Source organism: Streptomyces crystallinus, from assembly GCF_039521265.1.
Lineage (GTDB): Bacteria > Actinomycetota > Actinomycetes > Streptomycetales > Streptomycetaceae > Streptomyces > Streptomyces crystallinus.
The window spans coordinates 519,802-534,117 of record NZ_BAAACA010000014.1 but is presented as its reverse complement, the minus strand read 5'-3'; the positions used below and the strand labels follow the sequence as shown (position 1 = coordinate 534,117).

At 71.6% G+C, this 14,316-nt stretch carries 15 protein-coding genes; 6 read left to right on the top strand and 9 right to left on the bottom strand.

Annotated elements, in window-relative coordinates:
• Nucleotides 1-69: 69 nt before the first annotated feature.
• The gene (locus ABD236_RS13025; RefSeq protein WP_344073716.1) at nt 70-1,038 is read right to left on the bottom strand and encodes a ParB/RepB/Spo0J family partition protein; all 969 of its coding nucleotides are present in this window, start codon (nt 1,036-1,038) and stop codon (nt 70-72) included.
• Nucleotides 1,039-1,445: 407 nt separating this feature from the next.
• Here ABD236_RS13025 and ABD236_RS13020 point away from each other — a divergent pair, with 407 nt between their 5' ends.
• From ABD236_RS13020 to ABD236_RS13010, 3 genes are all read left to right on the top strand, one after another.
• Nucleotides 1,446-2,681 (top strand): 4-hydroxybenzoate 3-monooxygenase, encoded by a 1,236-nt coding sequence (locus ABD236_RS13020; protein ID WP_344073715.1) that lies wholly within the window; start codon nt 1,446-1,448, stop codon nt 2,679-2,681.
• A gap of 188 nt (nt 2,682-2,869) precedes the next feature.
• Entirely contained in the window at nt 2,870-3,799 is a 930-nt protein-coding gene (locus ABD236_RS13015; RefSeq protein WP_344073714.1) for an ATP-grasp domain-containing protein, read from the top strand.
• Between the two features lie 156 nt (nt 3,800-3,955).
• Entirely contained in the window at nt 3,956-4,144 is a 189-nt protein-coding gene (locus ABD236_RS13010) for a DUF6381 family protein (protein WP_344073713.1), read from the top strand.
• Nucleotides 4,145-4,273: 129 nt separating this feature from the next.
• Here the strand turns inward: ABD236_RS13010 and ABD236_RS13005 are convergent, their stop codons facing one another.
• The 4 genes from ABD236_RS13005 to ABD236_RS12990 all read right to left on the bottom strand — a co-directional run bounded on the left by ABD236_RS13005 (nt 4,274) and on the right by ABD236_RS12990 (nt 7,597).
• The gene (locus tag ABD236_RS13005; RefSeq protein ID WP_344073712.1) at nt 4,274-5,104 is read right to left on the bottom strand and encodes a polyphosphate polymerase domain-containing protein; all 831 of its coding nucleotides are present in this window, start codon (nt 5,102-5,104) and stop codon (nt 4,274-4,276) included.
• Nucleotides 5,101-5,727: a DUF4956 domain-containing protein gene (locus tag ABD236_RS13000; protein ID WP_344073711.1), complete on the bottom strand. Its 627-nt coding sequence runs from the start codon at nt 5,725-5,727 to the stop codon at nt 5,101-5,103. Before ABD236_RS13000 ends, ABD236_RS13005 begins: the two co-directional genes overlap by 4 nt.
• A gap of 131 nt (nt 5,728-5,858) precedes the next feature.
• Entirely contained in the window at nt 5,859-6,875 is a 1,017-nt protein-coding gene (locus ABD236_RS12995) for a C40 family peptidase (RefSeq protein ID WP_344073710.1), read from the bottom strand.
• A 155-nt stretch (nt 6,876-7,030) separates the two neighbouring features.
• A complete protein-coding gene (locus ABD236_RS12990; RefSeq protein WP_344073709.1) occupies nt 7,031-7,597 on the bottom strand; it encodes a thiol:disulfide interchange protein DsbA/DsbL in 567 nt (188 codons plus the stop codon).
• 83 nt (nt 7,598-7,680) lie between these two features.
• On the opposite strand from ABD236_RS12990, the gene ABD236_RS12985 reads away from it, so the two are divergent.
• Complete coding sequence (locus ABD236_RS12985) at nt 7,681-8,523, top strand: carboxymuconolactone decarboxylase family protein (RefSeq protein WP_344073708.1); 843 nt, start codon at nt 7,681-7,683, stop codon at nt 8,521-8,523.
• Between the two features lie 133 nt (nt 8,524-8,656).
• On the opposite strand, the gene ABD236_RS12980 is transcribed toward ABD236_RS12985, so the two are convergent.
• From ABD236_RS12980 to ABD236_RS12970, 3 genes are read right to left on the bottom strand one after another with little or no spacing between them, the layout of a single operon-like run.
• On the bottom strand, nt 8,657-10,246 hold the full coding sequence (locus ABD236_RS12980) for a class I adenylate-forming enzyme family protein (RefSeq protein ID WP_344073707.1): 1,590 nt from the start codon (nt 10,244-10,246) through the stop codon (nt 8,657-8,659).
• Nucleotides 10,243-10,683 (bottom strand): acyl-CoA thioesterase, encoded by a 441-nt coding sequence (locus ABD236_RS12975; protein WP_344073705.1) that lies wholly within the window; start codon nt 10,681-10,683, stop codon nt 10,243-10,245. Before ABD236_RS12975 ends, ABD236_RS12980 begins: the two co-directional genes overlap by 4 nt.
• Nucleotides 10,664-12,427 (bottom strand): AMP-binding protein, encoded by a 1,764-nt coding sequence (locus ABD236_RS12970; protein ID WP_344073704.1) that lies wholly within the window; start codon nt 12,425-12,427, stop codon nt 10,664-10,666. The genes ABD236_RS12975 and ABD236_RS12970 overlap by 20 nt, the downstream gene beginning before the upstream one ends.
• Nucleotides 12,428-12,977: 550 nt before the next feature.
• Between ABD236_RS12970 and ABD236_RS12965 the strand changes: the two genes are divergently transcribed.
• Both ABD236_RS12965 and ABD236_RS12960 read left to right on the top strand, forming a co-directional pair.
• Nucleotides 12,978-13,148 (top strand): hypothetical protein, encoded by a 171-nt coding sequence (locus ABD236_RS12965; RefSeq protein WP_344073703.1) that lies wholly within the window; start codon nt 12,978-12,980, stop codon nt 13,146-13,148.
• Between the two features lie 145 nt (nt 13,149-13,293).
• Nucleotides 13,294-13,716: an ester cyclase gene (locus tag ABD236_RS12960; protein WP_344073701.1), complete on the top strand. Its 423-nt coding sequence runs from the start codon at nt 13,294-13,296 to the stop codon at nt 13,714-13,716.
• 20 nt (nt 13,717-13,736) lie between these two features.
• Here the strand turns inward: ABD236_RS12960 and ABD236_RS12955 are convergent, their stop codons facing one another.
• Nucleotides 13,737-14,279, bottom strand: coding sequence for a nitrobindin family protein (locus ABD236_RS12955; RefSeq protein WP_344073700.1), 543 nt, complete (start codon nt 14,277-14,279; stop codon nt 13,737-13,739).
• Nucleotides 14,280-14,316 lie beyond the last annotated feature (37 nt).

Below are 14,316 nucleotides of genomic sequence, written 5' to 3'. Positions count from 1 at the left end.
TGTTCGACTGCACAGAGTTGTGCAGTCGAACACCGGGAACGCCTCGCGAAAACCGGTCCGGTAACCGGTCTAGCGCTGCTCGAGTTTCGTCGCGAACTCCTCGAGATGCGCCATGCATACGCGCATGGCGCGCGCCGCGATCGCGGAGCAGTGTTCGGGGACGCTGTCCACGATGAGGGTGTGGTTCTTGCTGACGGCCGTGGTCAGCCGGAGCCACTGCACCAGCATGCGGCCGGTGTCGGTGTGCCGTACGGACGGGTCGCGGGCCAGCAGCTCCAGATGGCGCAGCTGTTCCGGGCCGGAGCCCGCCCCGTCCACCGCCGACAGCGCCGGCGGCTGCCGGGACTGGGGGTCCGGGGCACTGGGCCGGAGCGTGGCGCGCCGCCGTACGTCCTGCGCGGTCGAGGGGGAGATGTTGGCCGCTCGGGCTATCTCCCGCAGTGAGGCGTGGGGGTTCTCACGGAGGTACTCTTCGGCGATTCGGCGGTTCTCCTTGGGGTTCACGGGCCGGACGCGACCGTCGACGCCGATACGGGCCTCGCCGGACCTGGTGGGGGGAAGTCGCTGCCGGATCCGGGCGACGGTCTGCTGGGCGAGTCCGGTGAACTTCGCCAGCGCCCGGTCGGACATCGAGGGAAAGGACTGGATGATCCTCTCCGCGGCGGCTCTGCGGTCCTCCCGGCTCAGGGGGAGGCCGTGTCTCGTGTTGGACTGGACGGCGAAGAGGAAGGCCTCGCTGTCGCTTCCGGTGAAGTAGCGGGCCCGGATGGTGGTGTCACCGCGCTCGGCCCGGGCCCGCAGACGGTGCATTCCGTCGATCACCCGCATGGACTGCTGGTGCACGATGATCGGTTGCGGTTCGTCGTCCAGCTCCGCGAGGAGCCGTATGTGCTCCATGCTCTCGCCGTTGAGGCGGGGGGAGTCGGCGGGCAGCAGCGATCCGATGGGAAGGGACACACAGTGCTCGCTGATATAGCGCTGGAGCGGAAGGAAGTGATCGGCGCGGTCCTCGTTCGCTAAGTCAGGAACTGTCGACATGATCCCCCATGCGATGGTGACGACGGTGTCGGTGACGGTGTCATTTCGGCCATGGCAAGTGCGGGCGGTCGTCTTCCGGCGTGATGGGACCGGGTGCCCTCGCACCGGTGCTTGCCACGCCCGCGGGGGCGACCCGTGGAGGCAGTGGAGACCACTGAGCTCCCCTTTCGCATCGGTGAGTACTACATTCAACTTTCCCGAGGGCGTAGAGGAGGCGCAAGTTCCGATTCGGACAGTCCTGATCATCCGGGCAACCGGATTCTTTTCGGCCGCTGGTGGGGACCAGTACGGCCGGTGGAGCGGGTCAGGCCCGGCACTGTTCGCCCGGGGACAACTGGACGGCGGCCGAAGGAAGTTAACCTTTTGCGCGACGCGCTCGGCCGAGGCGCGACACGAAGGGACGAGCCATGCCGCAAGCCCCCACCCGGACCGCCGTCGGCATAGTCGGCGCGGGCCCGGCCGGCCTGATGCTCTCGCAGCTGCTCGCCCGCGCCGGGATCGACTCGGTGGTCGTCGACCACCGCACCCGCGCCGAGATCCAGGGCACCAGCCGCGCGGGCATCCTGGAGGCCGACAACGCCCGGCTGCTGACCGAATCCGGGGTGGGCGACCGGGTGCTGCGCGAGGGCCGCCCGCACGACGGCATCGCGCTGCGCTTCGGCGGCGAGAGCCACCGCGTCGACTTCCGCGCCCTGGTCGGCGAGAGCGTGTGGCTCTACCCGCAGACCGATGTGTTCGTCGACCTCGCCGACGCCCGCGCCCGCGACGGAGGTGACATACGCTTCGGTGTCTCGGACACCCGGGTGGTCGACCTGACCGCCGAACACCCCGGGATCCTGTTCACCGACGCCGACGGGGTGGCGCGGGAGATCCGCTGCGACATCCTGGTCGGCGCCGACGGCTCGCGCGGGGTGTGCCGGTCCGCGGTGCCGGAGGCTGCGCGCACCCACTTCTTCCGCGAGTACCCGTACGCCTGGTTCGGCGTCCTCGTCGACGCCCCGCCCAGCGCCCCCGAGCTCGTCTACACCCACTCCGCACGCGGCTTCGCCCTCATCAGCCAGCGCACGGAGTCCGTCCAGCGCATGTACTTCCAGTGCGACCCGGACGAGGACCCGGCGGCCTGGCCGGACGACCGCGTCTGGGCGGAACTGCAGGAGAGGGTGCGCGGCACGGACGGCTTCACCCTGAAGGAGGGCCCGGTCACCGACCGCTCGGTCCTGCCCTTCCGCAGCTTCGTCTGCGAGCCGATGCGCTACGGCAACATGCTCCTCGCGGGCGACGCCGCCCACACCGTCCCGCCCACCGGCGCCAAGGGCCTCAACCTGGCGCTCGCCGACGTACGGCTGCTCGCCGAAGCCCTGGAGACCGCGCTGGCCAAGGGCGACCGCGGCGCCCTGGACACCTACGGCCCGCGTGCGCTGCGCCGCGTCTGGCGCGCCCAGCACTTCTCGTACTGGATGACGACGATGCTGCACCGCACCCCCGGCGCCACCGACTTCGACGTCCGCCGCCAGCTCGGCGAACTGGCCGCGGTGGTCGACTCCGCGGCGGGCTCCACGTATCTCGCGGAGGCCTACACGGGGTGGAGCCGGAGCCGCCCGGCGCCGCCGCGCGGGCACGGGGCGCAGGAGGCGCGGCTGTAGCAAGTGCCGTTTCCGGCAGGCTTGTTGACGCCGAAGGGGCGGGGGCGGCATCAGGCGTACGCGGGCGGTCCCCCGGAGCGAGGGCCGCACCTCTCCAGGTTGACGGAAAGCCTACTGTGGCGCGGCGCCGGTGCCTCCGTAGATTCGGGGGGCGATTCTGGGCGAGGGGGCAAGGGGACCAAGCCGGAATGACTGACCGCGAGATCGTTCTGATGACCGACCACAGCTCCACGGAGGGCAGTCGGGCCGCCCTGGCCGCCGCGGTCGAGCTGCTGACGGGACGGCCGCCGGTGCAGGTCGACGCGCGGCACTTCCTGACGGGCGGCCCGGGCCGTACGCACGTCGTGGACTCCGAGGTCCGGCTGGAGGTGCCCTCCGAAGGCCTCGCGGTGACCCCGTCGGCCGTGCTCGTCTACGAGGTGCAGCCACCCGAACGCCGCCGCTTCGAGCCCTTCCAGAGGCTGCTCAAACGGTACGGGACGGTCTCGCTGGGAACGGATGCCGACGCCTGGCGGGCGGCCACCGACAAGAACCTCACGACGGCGCGCTTCGCGCTGCACGGCATCCCGCACATGGAGACCGTCACCCTGACGCGGCCGAGTCTGGACGCGGCGGCCGCCGCGTTCGACCGGCTGGGCCGGGACGTCTGGGCCCGGCCCGCGGTGGGGACCTGCGGCGACGACGTCATGCATATCACCACGTACGCCCAGCTCTTCCAGGCGCTCGCCCGCTACGCGGAGTCGGAGCAGGACTGGCTGATCTCGCGCGACGCCCGGAACTTCAACGCCGCCGGGCAGCGCCACCAGTTCCGGGTCTCCGTGCTCGACGGGCGCGCGGTGCAGGCGTGCGAACACGTCCAGGCGCGCCCGGACGCCCCGTGCAACGAGGCCCAGGGCGCGGCCTGCACCCCCATGCCGGTGGACGACCTGCCGGTGGACCTCTGCGAACTGGCGGTCGCCGCCACGAAGTCCGTGGGCCTGCGCTTCGGAGGCGTCGACCTGGCCGTCGAGAACGGCGGCGCGGTGTTCGAGGTCAATGTGCACCCGATGCTCGGCGCGGCCCACCCGGCGGAGTCCGTGGCGGTCCCGTATGTGGAGGCGCATCTGGCCATGCTCTGACCCCGCGCGTCACCCCGGGGCCTGCTACGCCCCGCCCGGCTCCGTACGGGTGGCCTGTCCTGCGGGGATAGCGGTGAGTGACGCTTCCGGATGCGCTCGGTGCGCGGTGCTGATTCGCTGTGGGGGTCAGCTCCACCACAGATCCCAGGAGTGATCATGAGCATTGCAGACGAGACCGGCGGCCGCGCCCGGCAGATGCGCCAGAAGGCGGAGCAGCTGGAGCAGGCCGCCGAGCGCGCCACCGACCCGGCCGAGCGTGACCGGCTGAAGGAGAAGGCGCGCCGGCTGCAGGAGGAGAGCAAGCAGACGAACCAGATGGGCAGTGGCGGCATCGACCCCATGTGACGCCGCCGCGCATGGGTTCATGCGCAGGACCAGGCCGGCCGGTGGCCGCCCCCGCGATGGCGCGGGAGCGCGGTGTCACCGGCCGGCTTCTGGCGTCATCGGCTTCTGGTGTCACGGGAAGGGGCCCTCTCAGGGAGCGCTCGCCCCCTCGGGTGTGAACGCCCGGCGGGCCGCCCGGCGCCAGCGGTTGGCGGGCAGCGACGGACGCAGTACGGCGAGGGCGCCGCAGTACTTGGTGAAGACGGCGGGCCGCACCTGGTGGGCGTGCAGCAGGCGGTCCGCCTCCGTGAGGTGCTCGGCGGACTTCGTCTCGACCAGGACGAGGCCGCCGTCGCAGCGCACGGTCCGCCCGGTGCGCGGGTCGACGCAGACCAGCCCGGCGTCGCAGGTGATGCGCTGCCCGTCGGCCACGAACGTCGAGCGGAGGTAGTCGGTGCTCAGCGAGGGCCCCAGTACGAGGGGCGGGGCGATCGCGTAGGCGTGGTGCAGGGTGTCGGCGAGGAACGCCCGGGCGGCGGTGTCCAGCGGGGTGTCGGCGCCCGTCAGAGGTCTGCGGTGTTTGACGGTGTCGCCCCGGCGGCCCTTGAGCTTGATCTCGAATTGCCGCTCACCGCTGTCCGCGTAGAGCCGCTCACGGATCTTGAAGCGGAGGCGGCGGCCCTGGCGGTGGTCGTGGAAGGAGCGGAGTTCGGGGGTGTCGTAGTAGACCGAGTGGTAGCGGAAGGCGCGGCGGCCGTCGATGGCCAGCGCCCGGAACGGCACCGCGTGGGGGGACGGCCGGGTGAGATGGCCGATCACACGCAGGAACGTGCCGGTCGGCACCAGATAGCTGCGGTCGAAGCGGGAGAGCAGCGCGGAGCGCTCGTTGAGCTCGTCGAGCGAGAGCGGCTCGGCACGGTGGGCCGCCTCCTCGATGGCCCGGGCGGCGGCTGTCCGCGTCGGTGTGCGCAGGTCGGTCATGCCGCGTCCAGCACGGGCTCGGGGCGGCGCACGGTCTCGCCGCCACGCCGACGGACCGCGCTCGCGCGCGGCTCGCGGTAGCGGACGTCGACGACCATCAGGTCGCGTACGAAGTCGATCTCCATGACCGTCCAGTGCAGCGGCTCGCCCAGCCGCCGCGCCAGGTCCGCGCGGAGCGCGTCGGGTTCGGTGTGCACCACGTCGAGGGTGATGACCGCGCGCCGCACTCCCGACAGCAGCCTCGGGTGGTCCGCCGTGTAGACGACCAGCAGGAGCACGGCGCTCAGCGCTGCCGCGAGCCCGAGGCCCAGGTGCGGGAGCCCGCAGAGCAGGCCCAGGACGAGCGTGGTGAAGTAGTACGCCACCTCCTCGTGCTGCACGGCGTCCGAGCGCAGCCTGATGATCGACAGCACGCCGAAGAGACCGAACCCGAGCGCCGTGCCGCCGCTGCCGCCGACTTCCGCGAGGGCCGCGACGATGGTGAACAGGGCCACGTTCAGGGCGAGATACGCGGGCACCAGGTCGCGTCGCCGGTGTCTCGGGTAGTAGATCGCGAAGGTCAGCAGACATATCGCGGTGAGGTCCAGACCGAGGTGGGCGGTGAGGTGGCGCAACGAATCCATGGCTCCGCTCCCTGTGAGTTCGGGGTGGGACGCCAAGACTCTAGGAGTACGGAGGGTGAACAGTCGGCAACTTGTCGATGAACAACACGGATCGTTGACGGTGGTGGTAGGTATGTGGCCGATACCGCACGTCAGGTGTCGTGTTCGGTGCCCTTGCCGGAACGGCCCTGATACCGGTCGGAGGCCGTCGCCGTCACTCCGGCGCCGGGCGCGCGGTACTCCTCGGTGAGCGAGGGGCTGTGCAGCAGGTCGCCCGGAGTGACGAAGTTCGGGTCGGCCTCGGTGAGGCGGATCTGCTCCAGGGACTGGTGGGGCGTGAGGGGTTCGGCGCCCTCGGTGTCCGCACCGGCGGCCTGGTGCAGTGCGGTGCCGAACGCCGTCATGGACGCCAGCAGCTCCTCGTCGCTGGGGTCGGTGAAGGCGCCGACGCCGGGCAGGCGCGGGGCGGTGGGAACGCCGTTCGCCTCGCCGACGGCCGCGCGGTAGGCGGAGAGCACCGGGGCGAGGGCCGCCTCGACGCCGACGTCGTCGTACGCTCCCAGCGCGGCGGGAGCCGTCAGCGGGACGAAGGGGAGCAGGGGGTGGGCCTCGGCCCACTGGAGGAGGGTCGGCCCTTCGGCGCGGTCGAGGGCGGCGCTGGTCCGCAGCCGCAGCGCGTACGGGGCCGGGGGCTGGGCCTCCGAATGGCAGCGGTAGACGAACTCGGAGCAGATCATCGGCTGTTGGCCGCGCTCGGCCATCGTGTTGAGGACCCCGGCGGCCTGGTCGAGGACCGCCCGCACCATGCGTTTGCCGCCCGGCGGCAGCGGGATGCGGCGGGTGACGGCGAGCACCGCGAGCAGCACGATCTGCTGGTGGGCGTAGGCGTGTCGGGAGCCGAGGTAGCGGTGGGCCACGTTGAGGACCGGGGACATCTCGGCCGGGTGGGTCAGCGTGCGTCCGACGACGAGGTCGTGCGCGTCGAGGGCCTTGGCGTAGGTGATGGTGCGCAGACCCTCGCCGACGCACTCGGCCAGGGCGTCCGGCCCGACGGCGAGCGCGGCATGGCTGACCTCGGAGCCGTCCAGGAGACAGATGGCACGGGAGAGGTGTCCCGTGCCGCGGGTCAGGACGACGTGACCGGCTCTGAGCTCGCGGGGGAGGGGCATGGAGGTGTTCCCGTCTCTCGGGTGCCGCTGTGGCCACTGGTTCGCAGCTGCCATGCCCACCGCCGCCGCGTATCCGACATGTGGGGCGGAGGATCACTCCCCTGGGCGATGCAGTATCGGTCCTGCTCACCGCGGGGCCCGCCGGTGAGCCGCGGCTACCGCTCCCGCGCCGTCGCCACGAGCCGGTCCACCACCCGCATCAGTTCGGTGGGGCCGCCCGCCGACTTGAGGTCGGTCCGGTACTTCCCGTTGACGAGGAAGGCGGGCACGCTCTGCACCCCGGCCCGGCTCGCCTGGGCCTTGGCGGAGGCCAACTGGCCCTGCACGCCGAAGGAGTCGAGGACGGCCAGATAGCGGGCCCGGTCGACGCCGAGCCCGGCCACGAAGTCCGCCTGCTCCTCCGGCTCGGCCAGCCGCTGCCCCCGGTGCTGCACGGCCTCGTACACCGCGCCCATCGTCTCGCTGTCCGCGTGCGCCAGGGCCTCCAGCGCGAAGTGCATCCGCGCGTGCGCGTCCCACCGGCCGCCGAAGGGGGCCGGGACGCGGACGAACGTCACCCCCGTCTGCCGCCCCGCCCAGCGGCGTACGGCCGGGTCGAGGGCGTACGAGAGCGGGTCCCCGTACCAGAAGAACTCCCACACCTCGACCGTGCCGGCCGTGGTCCTCGGGGCGGGTGGTGAGAGCTCCACATACCGCTCGCCCGTCGCGATCTCGTCTGCCATGGGGTGCTCTTCCTTGCCTCTGAATCCGTGCCGGGGGCGGTGCGCTTGCGTTGGAGTGCGCTCCAGGATCTAGTTTCGGTCATATGAACAGCGCACAGAACTCCACGACCGCATCCTCCGTCTCCCCCGCCGCCGCTGCCACCGCTGACACCGACGAGCGCTTCGAGCGCGGGCTCAAGCTGCTGCGCGAGGTCGGCGGCGAGGAGAGGCCCGCCGTGCTGGACAGCCTCGCGGACATCGCCCCCGACCTCGGCCGGATGACGGTGTCCTTCGGATACGGCGAGCTCCTGGCGAACGACCGGCTCACCCTGCGGCAGCGCGAGGTGGCCACCGTGGCCGCGCTGTGCGCGATGGGGACGGCCGCTCCCCAGCTGCGCTTCCACATCGACGGCGCGCTGAACGTGGGAGTGACCCCGGCCGAGGTCGTCGAGGTGATCCTGCACACCGCCGTCTACGCGGGCATACCCGCCGCACTCAACGGCCTCACCGTGGCCCGCGAGGCCTTCGGCGACCGGCCCGGGCTCAGCTACGAGCCGACCGACACGGGCGAGCGCGAGCGGCGGTACGAGCGGGGGCTCGCCAAGCTCGCCGAGGTGGACGGGCACGCCGGCGACGCCGTGATCGCCTCGCTGCGCGACATCGCCCCCGACCTGGGGCGCTACATCATCGAGTTCGCGTTCGGCGACATCTACTCCCGCCCCGGCCTCGACCTCAAGTCCCGCGAGCTGGCCACCGTCGCCCTGTGCACGGCGCTCGGCACTGCGGCCCCGCAGCTGCGGGTGCACATCCACGGGCTCCTCAACGTCGGCGGCACCCGCGAGGAGGTCGTCGAGGTCATCACGCAGATGGCCGGATACGCCGGATTCCCGGCGGCGCTCAACGGCGTCGCCGCCGCGCGTGAGGTGTTCGCGGAGCGCGACCGCTGATCCGCCCCCCCGGGGCGACGCCCCGGCCCCGCCCCGAGCGGTGGGACCGGGCCGGGGGGGCGGGGCGCCGGATCAGCGACAGACCCCAGCGCTCGACAACATCTCCGCGCCCGACACCTCAGTCATCGACATCTCAGCGCTCGTCCGCGAAGGCCACCCGCATACTGCGCTTCAGCGCCTTGCCCGTGACGCCCACGTGCTCCTCGGCGCCCTTGACCAGCACCTTCTCGACGGGCGGCCAGCTCCGCTCGGCCAGCAGGGCGTTGACCCGTGACCGCAGTTCCGCCAACTCGGCGTCGGAGGACGGCACGTCGATGGTCAGGACGGGTATCTGGTGGGAGCCGTCCCCGCTGTCCACTCCCACCACCGAGCAGTCGACGAGGTCAGGGAAGTGACGCAGTATCAGCTCCTCGGTCTGGGCGCTGTAGAGGACGCCGTTGACGGTGGTGATCCGGTCCGTGGTCCGGTCGACGTGGTAGTAGAGGCCGTCCGCGCCGCGGTAGGCGAGGTCGCCGGTGAGCCAGTAGCCCTGGATCCGGTTCTTCTCGCTGAGCAGGCTGTTGTTCCAGTAACCGCCGGTGATTGTGGGCGACTTGAGGGCCAGGCGGCCCACCGTCCCGGGCGCCACGGGCTCGTCGTCCGCGTCGAAGATCTCCACCTCCACCCAGTCGAACGGCCGCCCGATGCACCGCTGGTAGCGGTCGCTGGTGGGGGTGTGCACCGTACGGAACATGGCGAAGCCGAACTCGGACGAGCCGAAGTTGTCGATGAACAGCGAACCGGGGCGCGGGGTCCCGTCCCGGTCGACGTGGTTGCCGCGCGCCACCAGTCGGCGGATGTGCCGCTCGTGGTTGGCGTCGCCGGTCGACATCCACCGGGAGACCGAGGACAGGTCGTACGCGTCCAGGTCGACCCGGCACAGGTCGACGAAGGTCTTCGGGAAGCCCGCGACCAGGTGGGGCCGGAACTCCTGGATGGCGAGGGCGATGTCCTCGGGGCCCCGGCGGGTCGCCAGGAGGGTGGTGGCGCGCCGGGCGACCGCCGACATCAGGACCGAGATCGCCGACGCGTGGCTCTGCGGCAGGGCGGAGAGGATGCGGGTGCCGAGGTCCGCCCTTATCTGCTGTCTGACCCCGAAGAAGAACCCCATGTGGTTGAACTGCACGGCCTTGGGGATGCCCGTGGTCCCGGAGGTGTGGGCGATCAGGACCGGGTCGTCGTCCTCGTGGGTGAAGAGCTTGAAGTCGCCCTGGCCGTAGGGCTCCTCGGTGTAGTACGTGATCGGCAGCCGGTCCTCGGCGAGCCGCTCGGGGTCCGAGACGACGGCGGCCGCGCCGACGTGCTCGATGAACCGCGCGGCGATCTCCGGGGCGAGCGAGCTGTTCACGAAGACGGGTATGGCGCCGATCTTCGTCAGCGCGATGTAGTGCACCAGGTAGCGCACGCTCTCCGCCACGAAGACCGCCACCGGGTCCTTGGGGCGGATGCCGTCGGCGTAGTACCCGGCGGCCACCCGGTCGGTGAGCTCGTCGAGCGCCGACAGGGTGAGTCTGTCGTGGAGGGCTCCGGAGGGAGCACGATAGGGCTGGTCGAGCTCGATCACGGTCTCGGTCGTCTCGCTCGCGGCCGCCGCCGCCAGGCGGAAGAAGTTTCCGGCGCCGAGCCCATCGGTCTCGATCAGGCCGATCAGGTCGGCGGCCACGTCCCTGCGGTCGGTCGTCATGTGTAACGCTCCATCGCTGTACGGATGTCCTGAGGGATGGGGATCGGGCCGTGTCCGTCGAGTGACGTGGTCACGAGCACCGCGCGGATCCGGGCGCGCACGTCCTGCCCGCCGGGCCCGGCGCACTCGTACCGCAGCTCGAACGAGGACTTCCCGATGCGCTGGACGGTCAGCGTGATGTCCAGCGGGTCGCCGAGCCGGCTCGGGGCGAGGAAGTCGCATTCGAGGCGGACGGTGGGAATGCCGATCCGGCGCTCGGCGAACAGCCCGGCGTAGCCGACGTGCAGCCCGGTCTCGAACCAGTCCTGGAGCACCTCGTTGACGAGCAGCAGGTACTGCGGGTAGAAGACGATCCCCGCCGGGTCGCAGTGGTGGAAGAAGACGCGCTTGCGCTGGGTGAAACCGGCCGGGCCGGGCTCAGACGGAGGCGGAGTCACCGCCCACCCCCTCCCGTCCGGCCGGCTCGGAGGCGACGGCGCCGCGCAGCCGGAAGCGCTGCACCTTCCCGGTGCCGGCCCGGGGGAGTTCGGCGCAGAAGACGATGAGCCGCGGATACTTGTAGGGCGCCATCTCGGTCTTGGCGAACTGCTGGAGTTCCAGGACCATTTCATGCGACGGCGTGTATCCCTCGGCGAGCACCACATGCGCCTGCACCACCGTGCCGCGCTCGTCGTCGGGCGCGGCGACCGCCGCACACTCCCGCACCGCCGGGTGGCTCAGCAGCGTGGCCTCGACCTCGACCGGCGAGATGTTGTACCCGGCCGACACGATCATGTCGTCGAGGCGGGCGTGGTAGTGGAGATAGCCGTCCTTGTCGGCCCAGCAGGCGTCGCCGGTGAGGTTCCAGCCGTTGCGTACGTAGTCCACCTGGCGCTCGTCGTCGAGGTAGCGGCAGCCGGTGGGCCCCTTGACGGCGAGTGCGCCGACCTCGCCGTACGGCAGGGGGCGGCCCGCCTCGTCGACGATCGCGGCGAGGTAGCCGGGCACCGGGCGCCCCAGCGCGCCGGGCCGGGTGGCGGCCTCTTCGCCGCGCATCGCGATGAAGATGTGCAGCATCTCGGTGGAGCCGAGCCCGTCGATGAGGTCGTGGCCGGTGCGCTGCTTCCACATCTTGCGGGTGACCGGAGGCAGCGGCTCACCGGCCGAGACGCACTCGCGCAGCGAGGACAGGCCGTACGGCGCCGGGTCCATGCACATCGCCCGGTACGCCGTCGGGCCGCTGAAGCAGACAGTGGCGCGGAACTCGTCGATGGCGCGGGCCAGTTGCGGCGGGGAGGCGCGGTCGAGCAGCACCACGGAGGCGCCGATGTGCAGCGGGAAGAGCAGCAGTCCGCCCAGGCCGTAGGTGAACGCCAGCGAGGGGGTGCCGATGAAGCGGTCGTCGCTGCCGGCCCGCAGCACGTGCTGGGGGAAGGAGCGGCATACCGCCATCACATCGCGGTGGGTGTGCACGGTCGCCTTCGGCATTCCCGTGGTGCCGGAGGTGAAGGCGACCAGACAGGGGTCGCTGGCGGCGGTGTCGGCGGGCGCGAACCGGTCGGGGCGTCCGGCCATGGCCCGGTCGAGGTCGGCGCCGGTGTCCGGGGCCGCGCCGTCGTCCGCCCCGCCCTGGAAGTACATCGTGCGCGGCCCGCCGCCGTCGCCCCGCGCAGCCTCCAGCTCGGCGCGGAGGGCGGTCTCGCACAGGGCGTGGGTGATGCGCGCCTTGTCGATGACGTACGCGAGCTCCTTGGCGCGCAGCAGCGGCATCGTGGCCACGACCACCCCGCCCGCGCGGATCACCGCGAGCCAGGCCGCCACCAGCATCGGGGTGTTGGTGCCCCGCAGCAGCACCCGATTGCCCGGCACCAGGCCCATGTCCTCGGTGAGTACGTGTGCGATGCGGGAGGCGGTGGCGAGGAGTTCGGCGTAGGTCCAGCGCACCCCGTGCGGTGACAGCACGGCGAGCCGGCCCGCGCGGTCCGCCGGTCCCGAGGGGCCTTCGAGGAGCTCGGTCGAGCAGTTCAGCCGGGGCGGGAAGCGGAGGGTGGGCAGGTCGAGCAGGGTGTCGGGCTGGAGTTCCGGGGGCGGCAAGTGGTCCTGGACGAAGGTGTCGAGGTGCCCGGTGGCGAGCTCCGGTGGTACGGCCGCGGCGGCGGGCGACGACGGTAAAGGGGAGGGAAAAGGGGATGGGGTGCTCAACTGCCTGCCCTTCGCTGTGACTTCCGGTCGACTGACGCCTCATTCAACGGGCGACGGCAGGGGAATCGCCTTGACGATGCGTGCACGGTGGTGGCCTGATCGTGCGCGGACCGCGGGTACCGTCCCCGGTGGCGTGGAGGTGCCGCTACGGGGGAGTGGGGGGGCAGGTGGTCGGGAAAAGGGGCGGGTGCCGTCCCGCACACGCTAGGGCGCATTTCGGCGCTGCGTAATCCCGCAGTTTAGGGATTGCAAAATGACGCGGAGGGTGAGGTCGTGGGGAGGGGTGTGTGGCCGAAAGCCGTCCGCGACGGGCGCGTTGGGCCCGGCGGCCGGTTGGCCGGAACGGCGCGGAGCCCGGCCGGCGCCGTCCGCCGGGCCCCCTGTCCGGAAGTCTCCCCCCCGGCCCGACGCCGTCTTCGCGGGCCCGCCGGACCGTGAACCAAACGCCCAGCTCTGCACTGATTGCCCGGAATGCGATCTTCGTACGTATGTGCGACCCTGGTGAGGTTCATCCTCCGAGGTCTCAGGTCTCTCTGAAGGAGGCATCGTCGTGGGTAAGAAGCAGACCCGGCAGAACCGCGGCGCCCGCACCGGCGGCCATGAGCGCAGTGCGACGACGGAGACGAAGCAGCCGACGAGGTCGCCCGCCGCACCGGAATCGGCGCGTCCGGCCCCGCAGGAGGTCTCCCACAAGCAGTCGCGGAAGTTCGGGCACAACTGAGGCACAACTGACCGCCCGGGTGCTCCCCACGGGCGGAAGCGGACCGCCGACCGTCCCGACCGTCCCGTCCACCGGAGTTGACGGGGAAGGCGGTGCTGCGTCTAGGCTCACCCCCGCCAACAAACGATCATGCGGGGGGTTTGTCGTGGTGGACGACAACAAGCAGGCGGTACGGGGGTTCTTCGAGGCGGTCAGTGACCGTCGGCCGGCGGACCTGCCACGGTTCATGGCGCACGACGTCGTGGACCACAACAAGATCATCCATGGTGAGGCCGACGAGCCGGGCGCGGCCTTCGAGGGTCTGCGCCGGCAGCTCGCCGCGTTCGACCCGCTCACCGTGCACATCGACGAACTGATCGCTGAGGGGGACCGCGTGGTCGCCCGGGTCACCCAGCGCGGAGTCCACGGCGGAGCCCACCCCCGGATGCCCGAGCCGACCGGCCGCGGCTTCGACGTGGAGGCCATCTGGATCTTCACCCTGGCCGAGGGGAAGATCACGGAGATCCGCGCGGTCAGCGACCGGCTCGGCCTCTTCCTCCAGTTGGGCTGGGACTGGCCGCAGATCTGATACGTGGATCGGAGGCCCGGCTATGCCGTGCGGCGCAGCCGGGCCGAGAGGTGGTGCTGGAGCGGCTGCCCCACCGCCGCGAGGTCGTGCACGAAGGTGAGCGTGTCCTCGTCGGTCAGGGTGTAGCGGCGCCGGGTCGCGTTCACCTCCTTGGCGGTGGGGGTGAGTGCCACCTGGTCGGTGGAGAGGTCGATGGTGTTCTCGCCCGCGTGGCCGACCGCGAGTTCCGCGATGCCGGTGGGCTGGGTGATCAGCGCCTCGACCCGGCCGTCCCGCTGGAGCCGCCACCAGCCGCTCTCCCGGGCGGACGGCCGCAGCGGGGTGTCGTCGACACCGAGCAGCCAGGCCCGGGCCTCGTAGCGCAGGAACGGGCGGCCGTCGTGGCTGAAGGTGACCTCCTGCGCGTAGGAGAAGGTCCCGCTGATCGTCGGGTACTCGCCCTGGCCCCGCCCGTGCCAGGTGCCGAGGAGCCCGAGCACCGGCGCCAGCAACTCGTGCGGCGCGGGCACGTCGTCGATCCGCCGGCTGTCGGGGTACGGGTTGTCCAGTACGGGGTCGAACACGGGGTGCGCTCCTGGGGTCGGGGTCGGCTGCCGGGCC

Bases quoted from the DNA above. Each gene is read 5' to 3' on its own strand.
- ABD236_RS13005 (WP_344073712.1), bottom strand. From the start codon at position 5,104: ATGACCGACCTGCGCACACCGACGCGGACAGCCGCCGCCCGGGCCATC.
- ABD236_RS12995 (WP_344073710.1), bottom strand. From the start codon at position 6,875: ATGCCCCTCCCCCGCGAGCTCAGAGCCGGTCACGTCGTCCTGACCCGC.
- ABD236_RS12980 (WP_344073707.1), bottom strand. From the start codon at position 10,246: ATGACGACCGACCGCAGGGACGTGGCCGCCGACCTGATCGGCCTGATC.
- ABD236_RS12985 (WP_344073708.1), top strand. From the start codon at position 7,681: ATGAACAGCGCACAGAACTCCACGACCGCATCCTCCGTCTCCCCCGCC.
- ABD236_RS13020 (WP_344073715.1), top strand. From the start codon at position 1,446: ATGCCGCAAGCCCCCACCCGGACCGCCGTCGGCATAGTCGGCGCGGGC.
- ABD236_RS13000 (WP_344073711.1), bottom strand. From the start codon at position 5,727: ATGGATTCGTTGCGCCACCTCACCGCCCACCTCGGTCTGGACCTCACC.
- ABD236_RS12990 (WP_344073709.1), bottom strand. From the start codon at position 7,597: ATGGCAGACGAGATCGCGACGGGCGAGCGGTATGTGGAGCTCTCACCA.
- ABD236_RS13010 (WP_344073713.1), top strand. From the start codon at position 3,956: ATGAGCATTGCAGACGAGACCGGCGGCCGCGCCCGGCAGATGCGCCAG.
- ABD236_RS13025 (WP_344073716.1), bottom strand. From the start codon at position 1,038: ATGTCGACAGTTCCTGACTTAGCGAACGAGGACCGCGCCGATCACTTC.
- ABD236_RS13015 (WP_344073714.1), top strand. From the start codon at position 2,870: ATGACTGACCGCGAGATCGTTCTGATGACCGACCACAGCTCCACGGAG.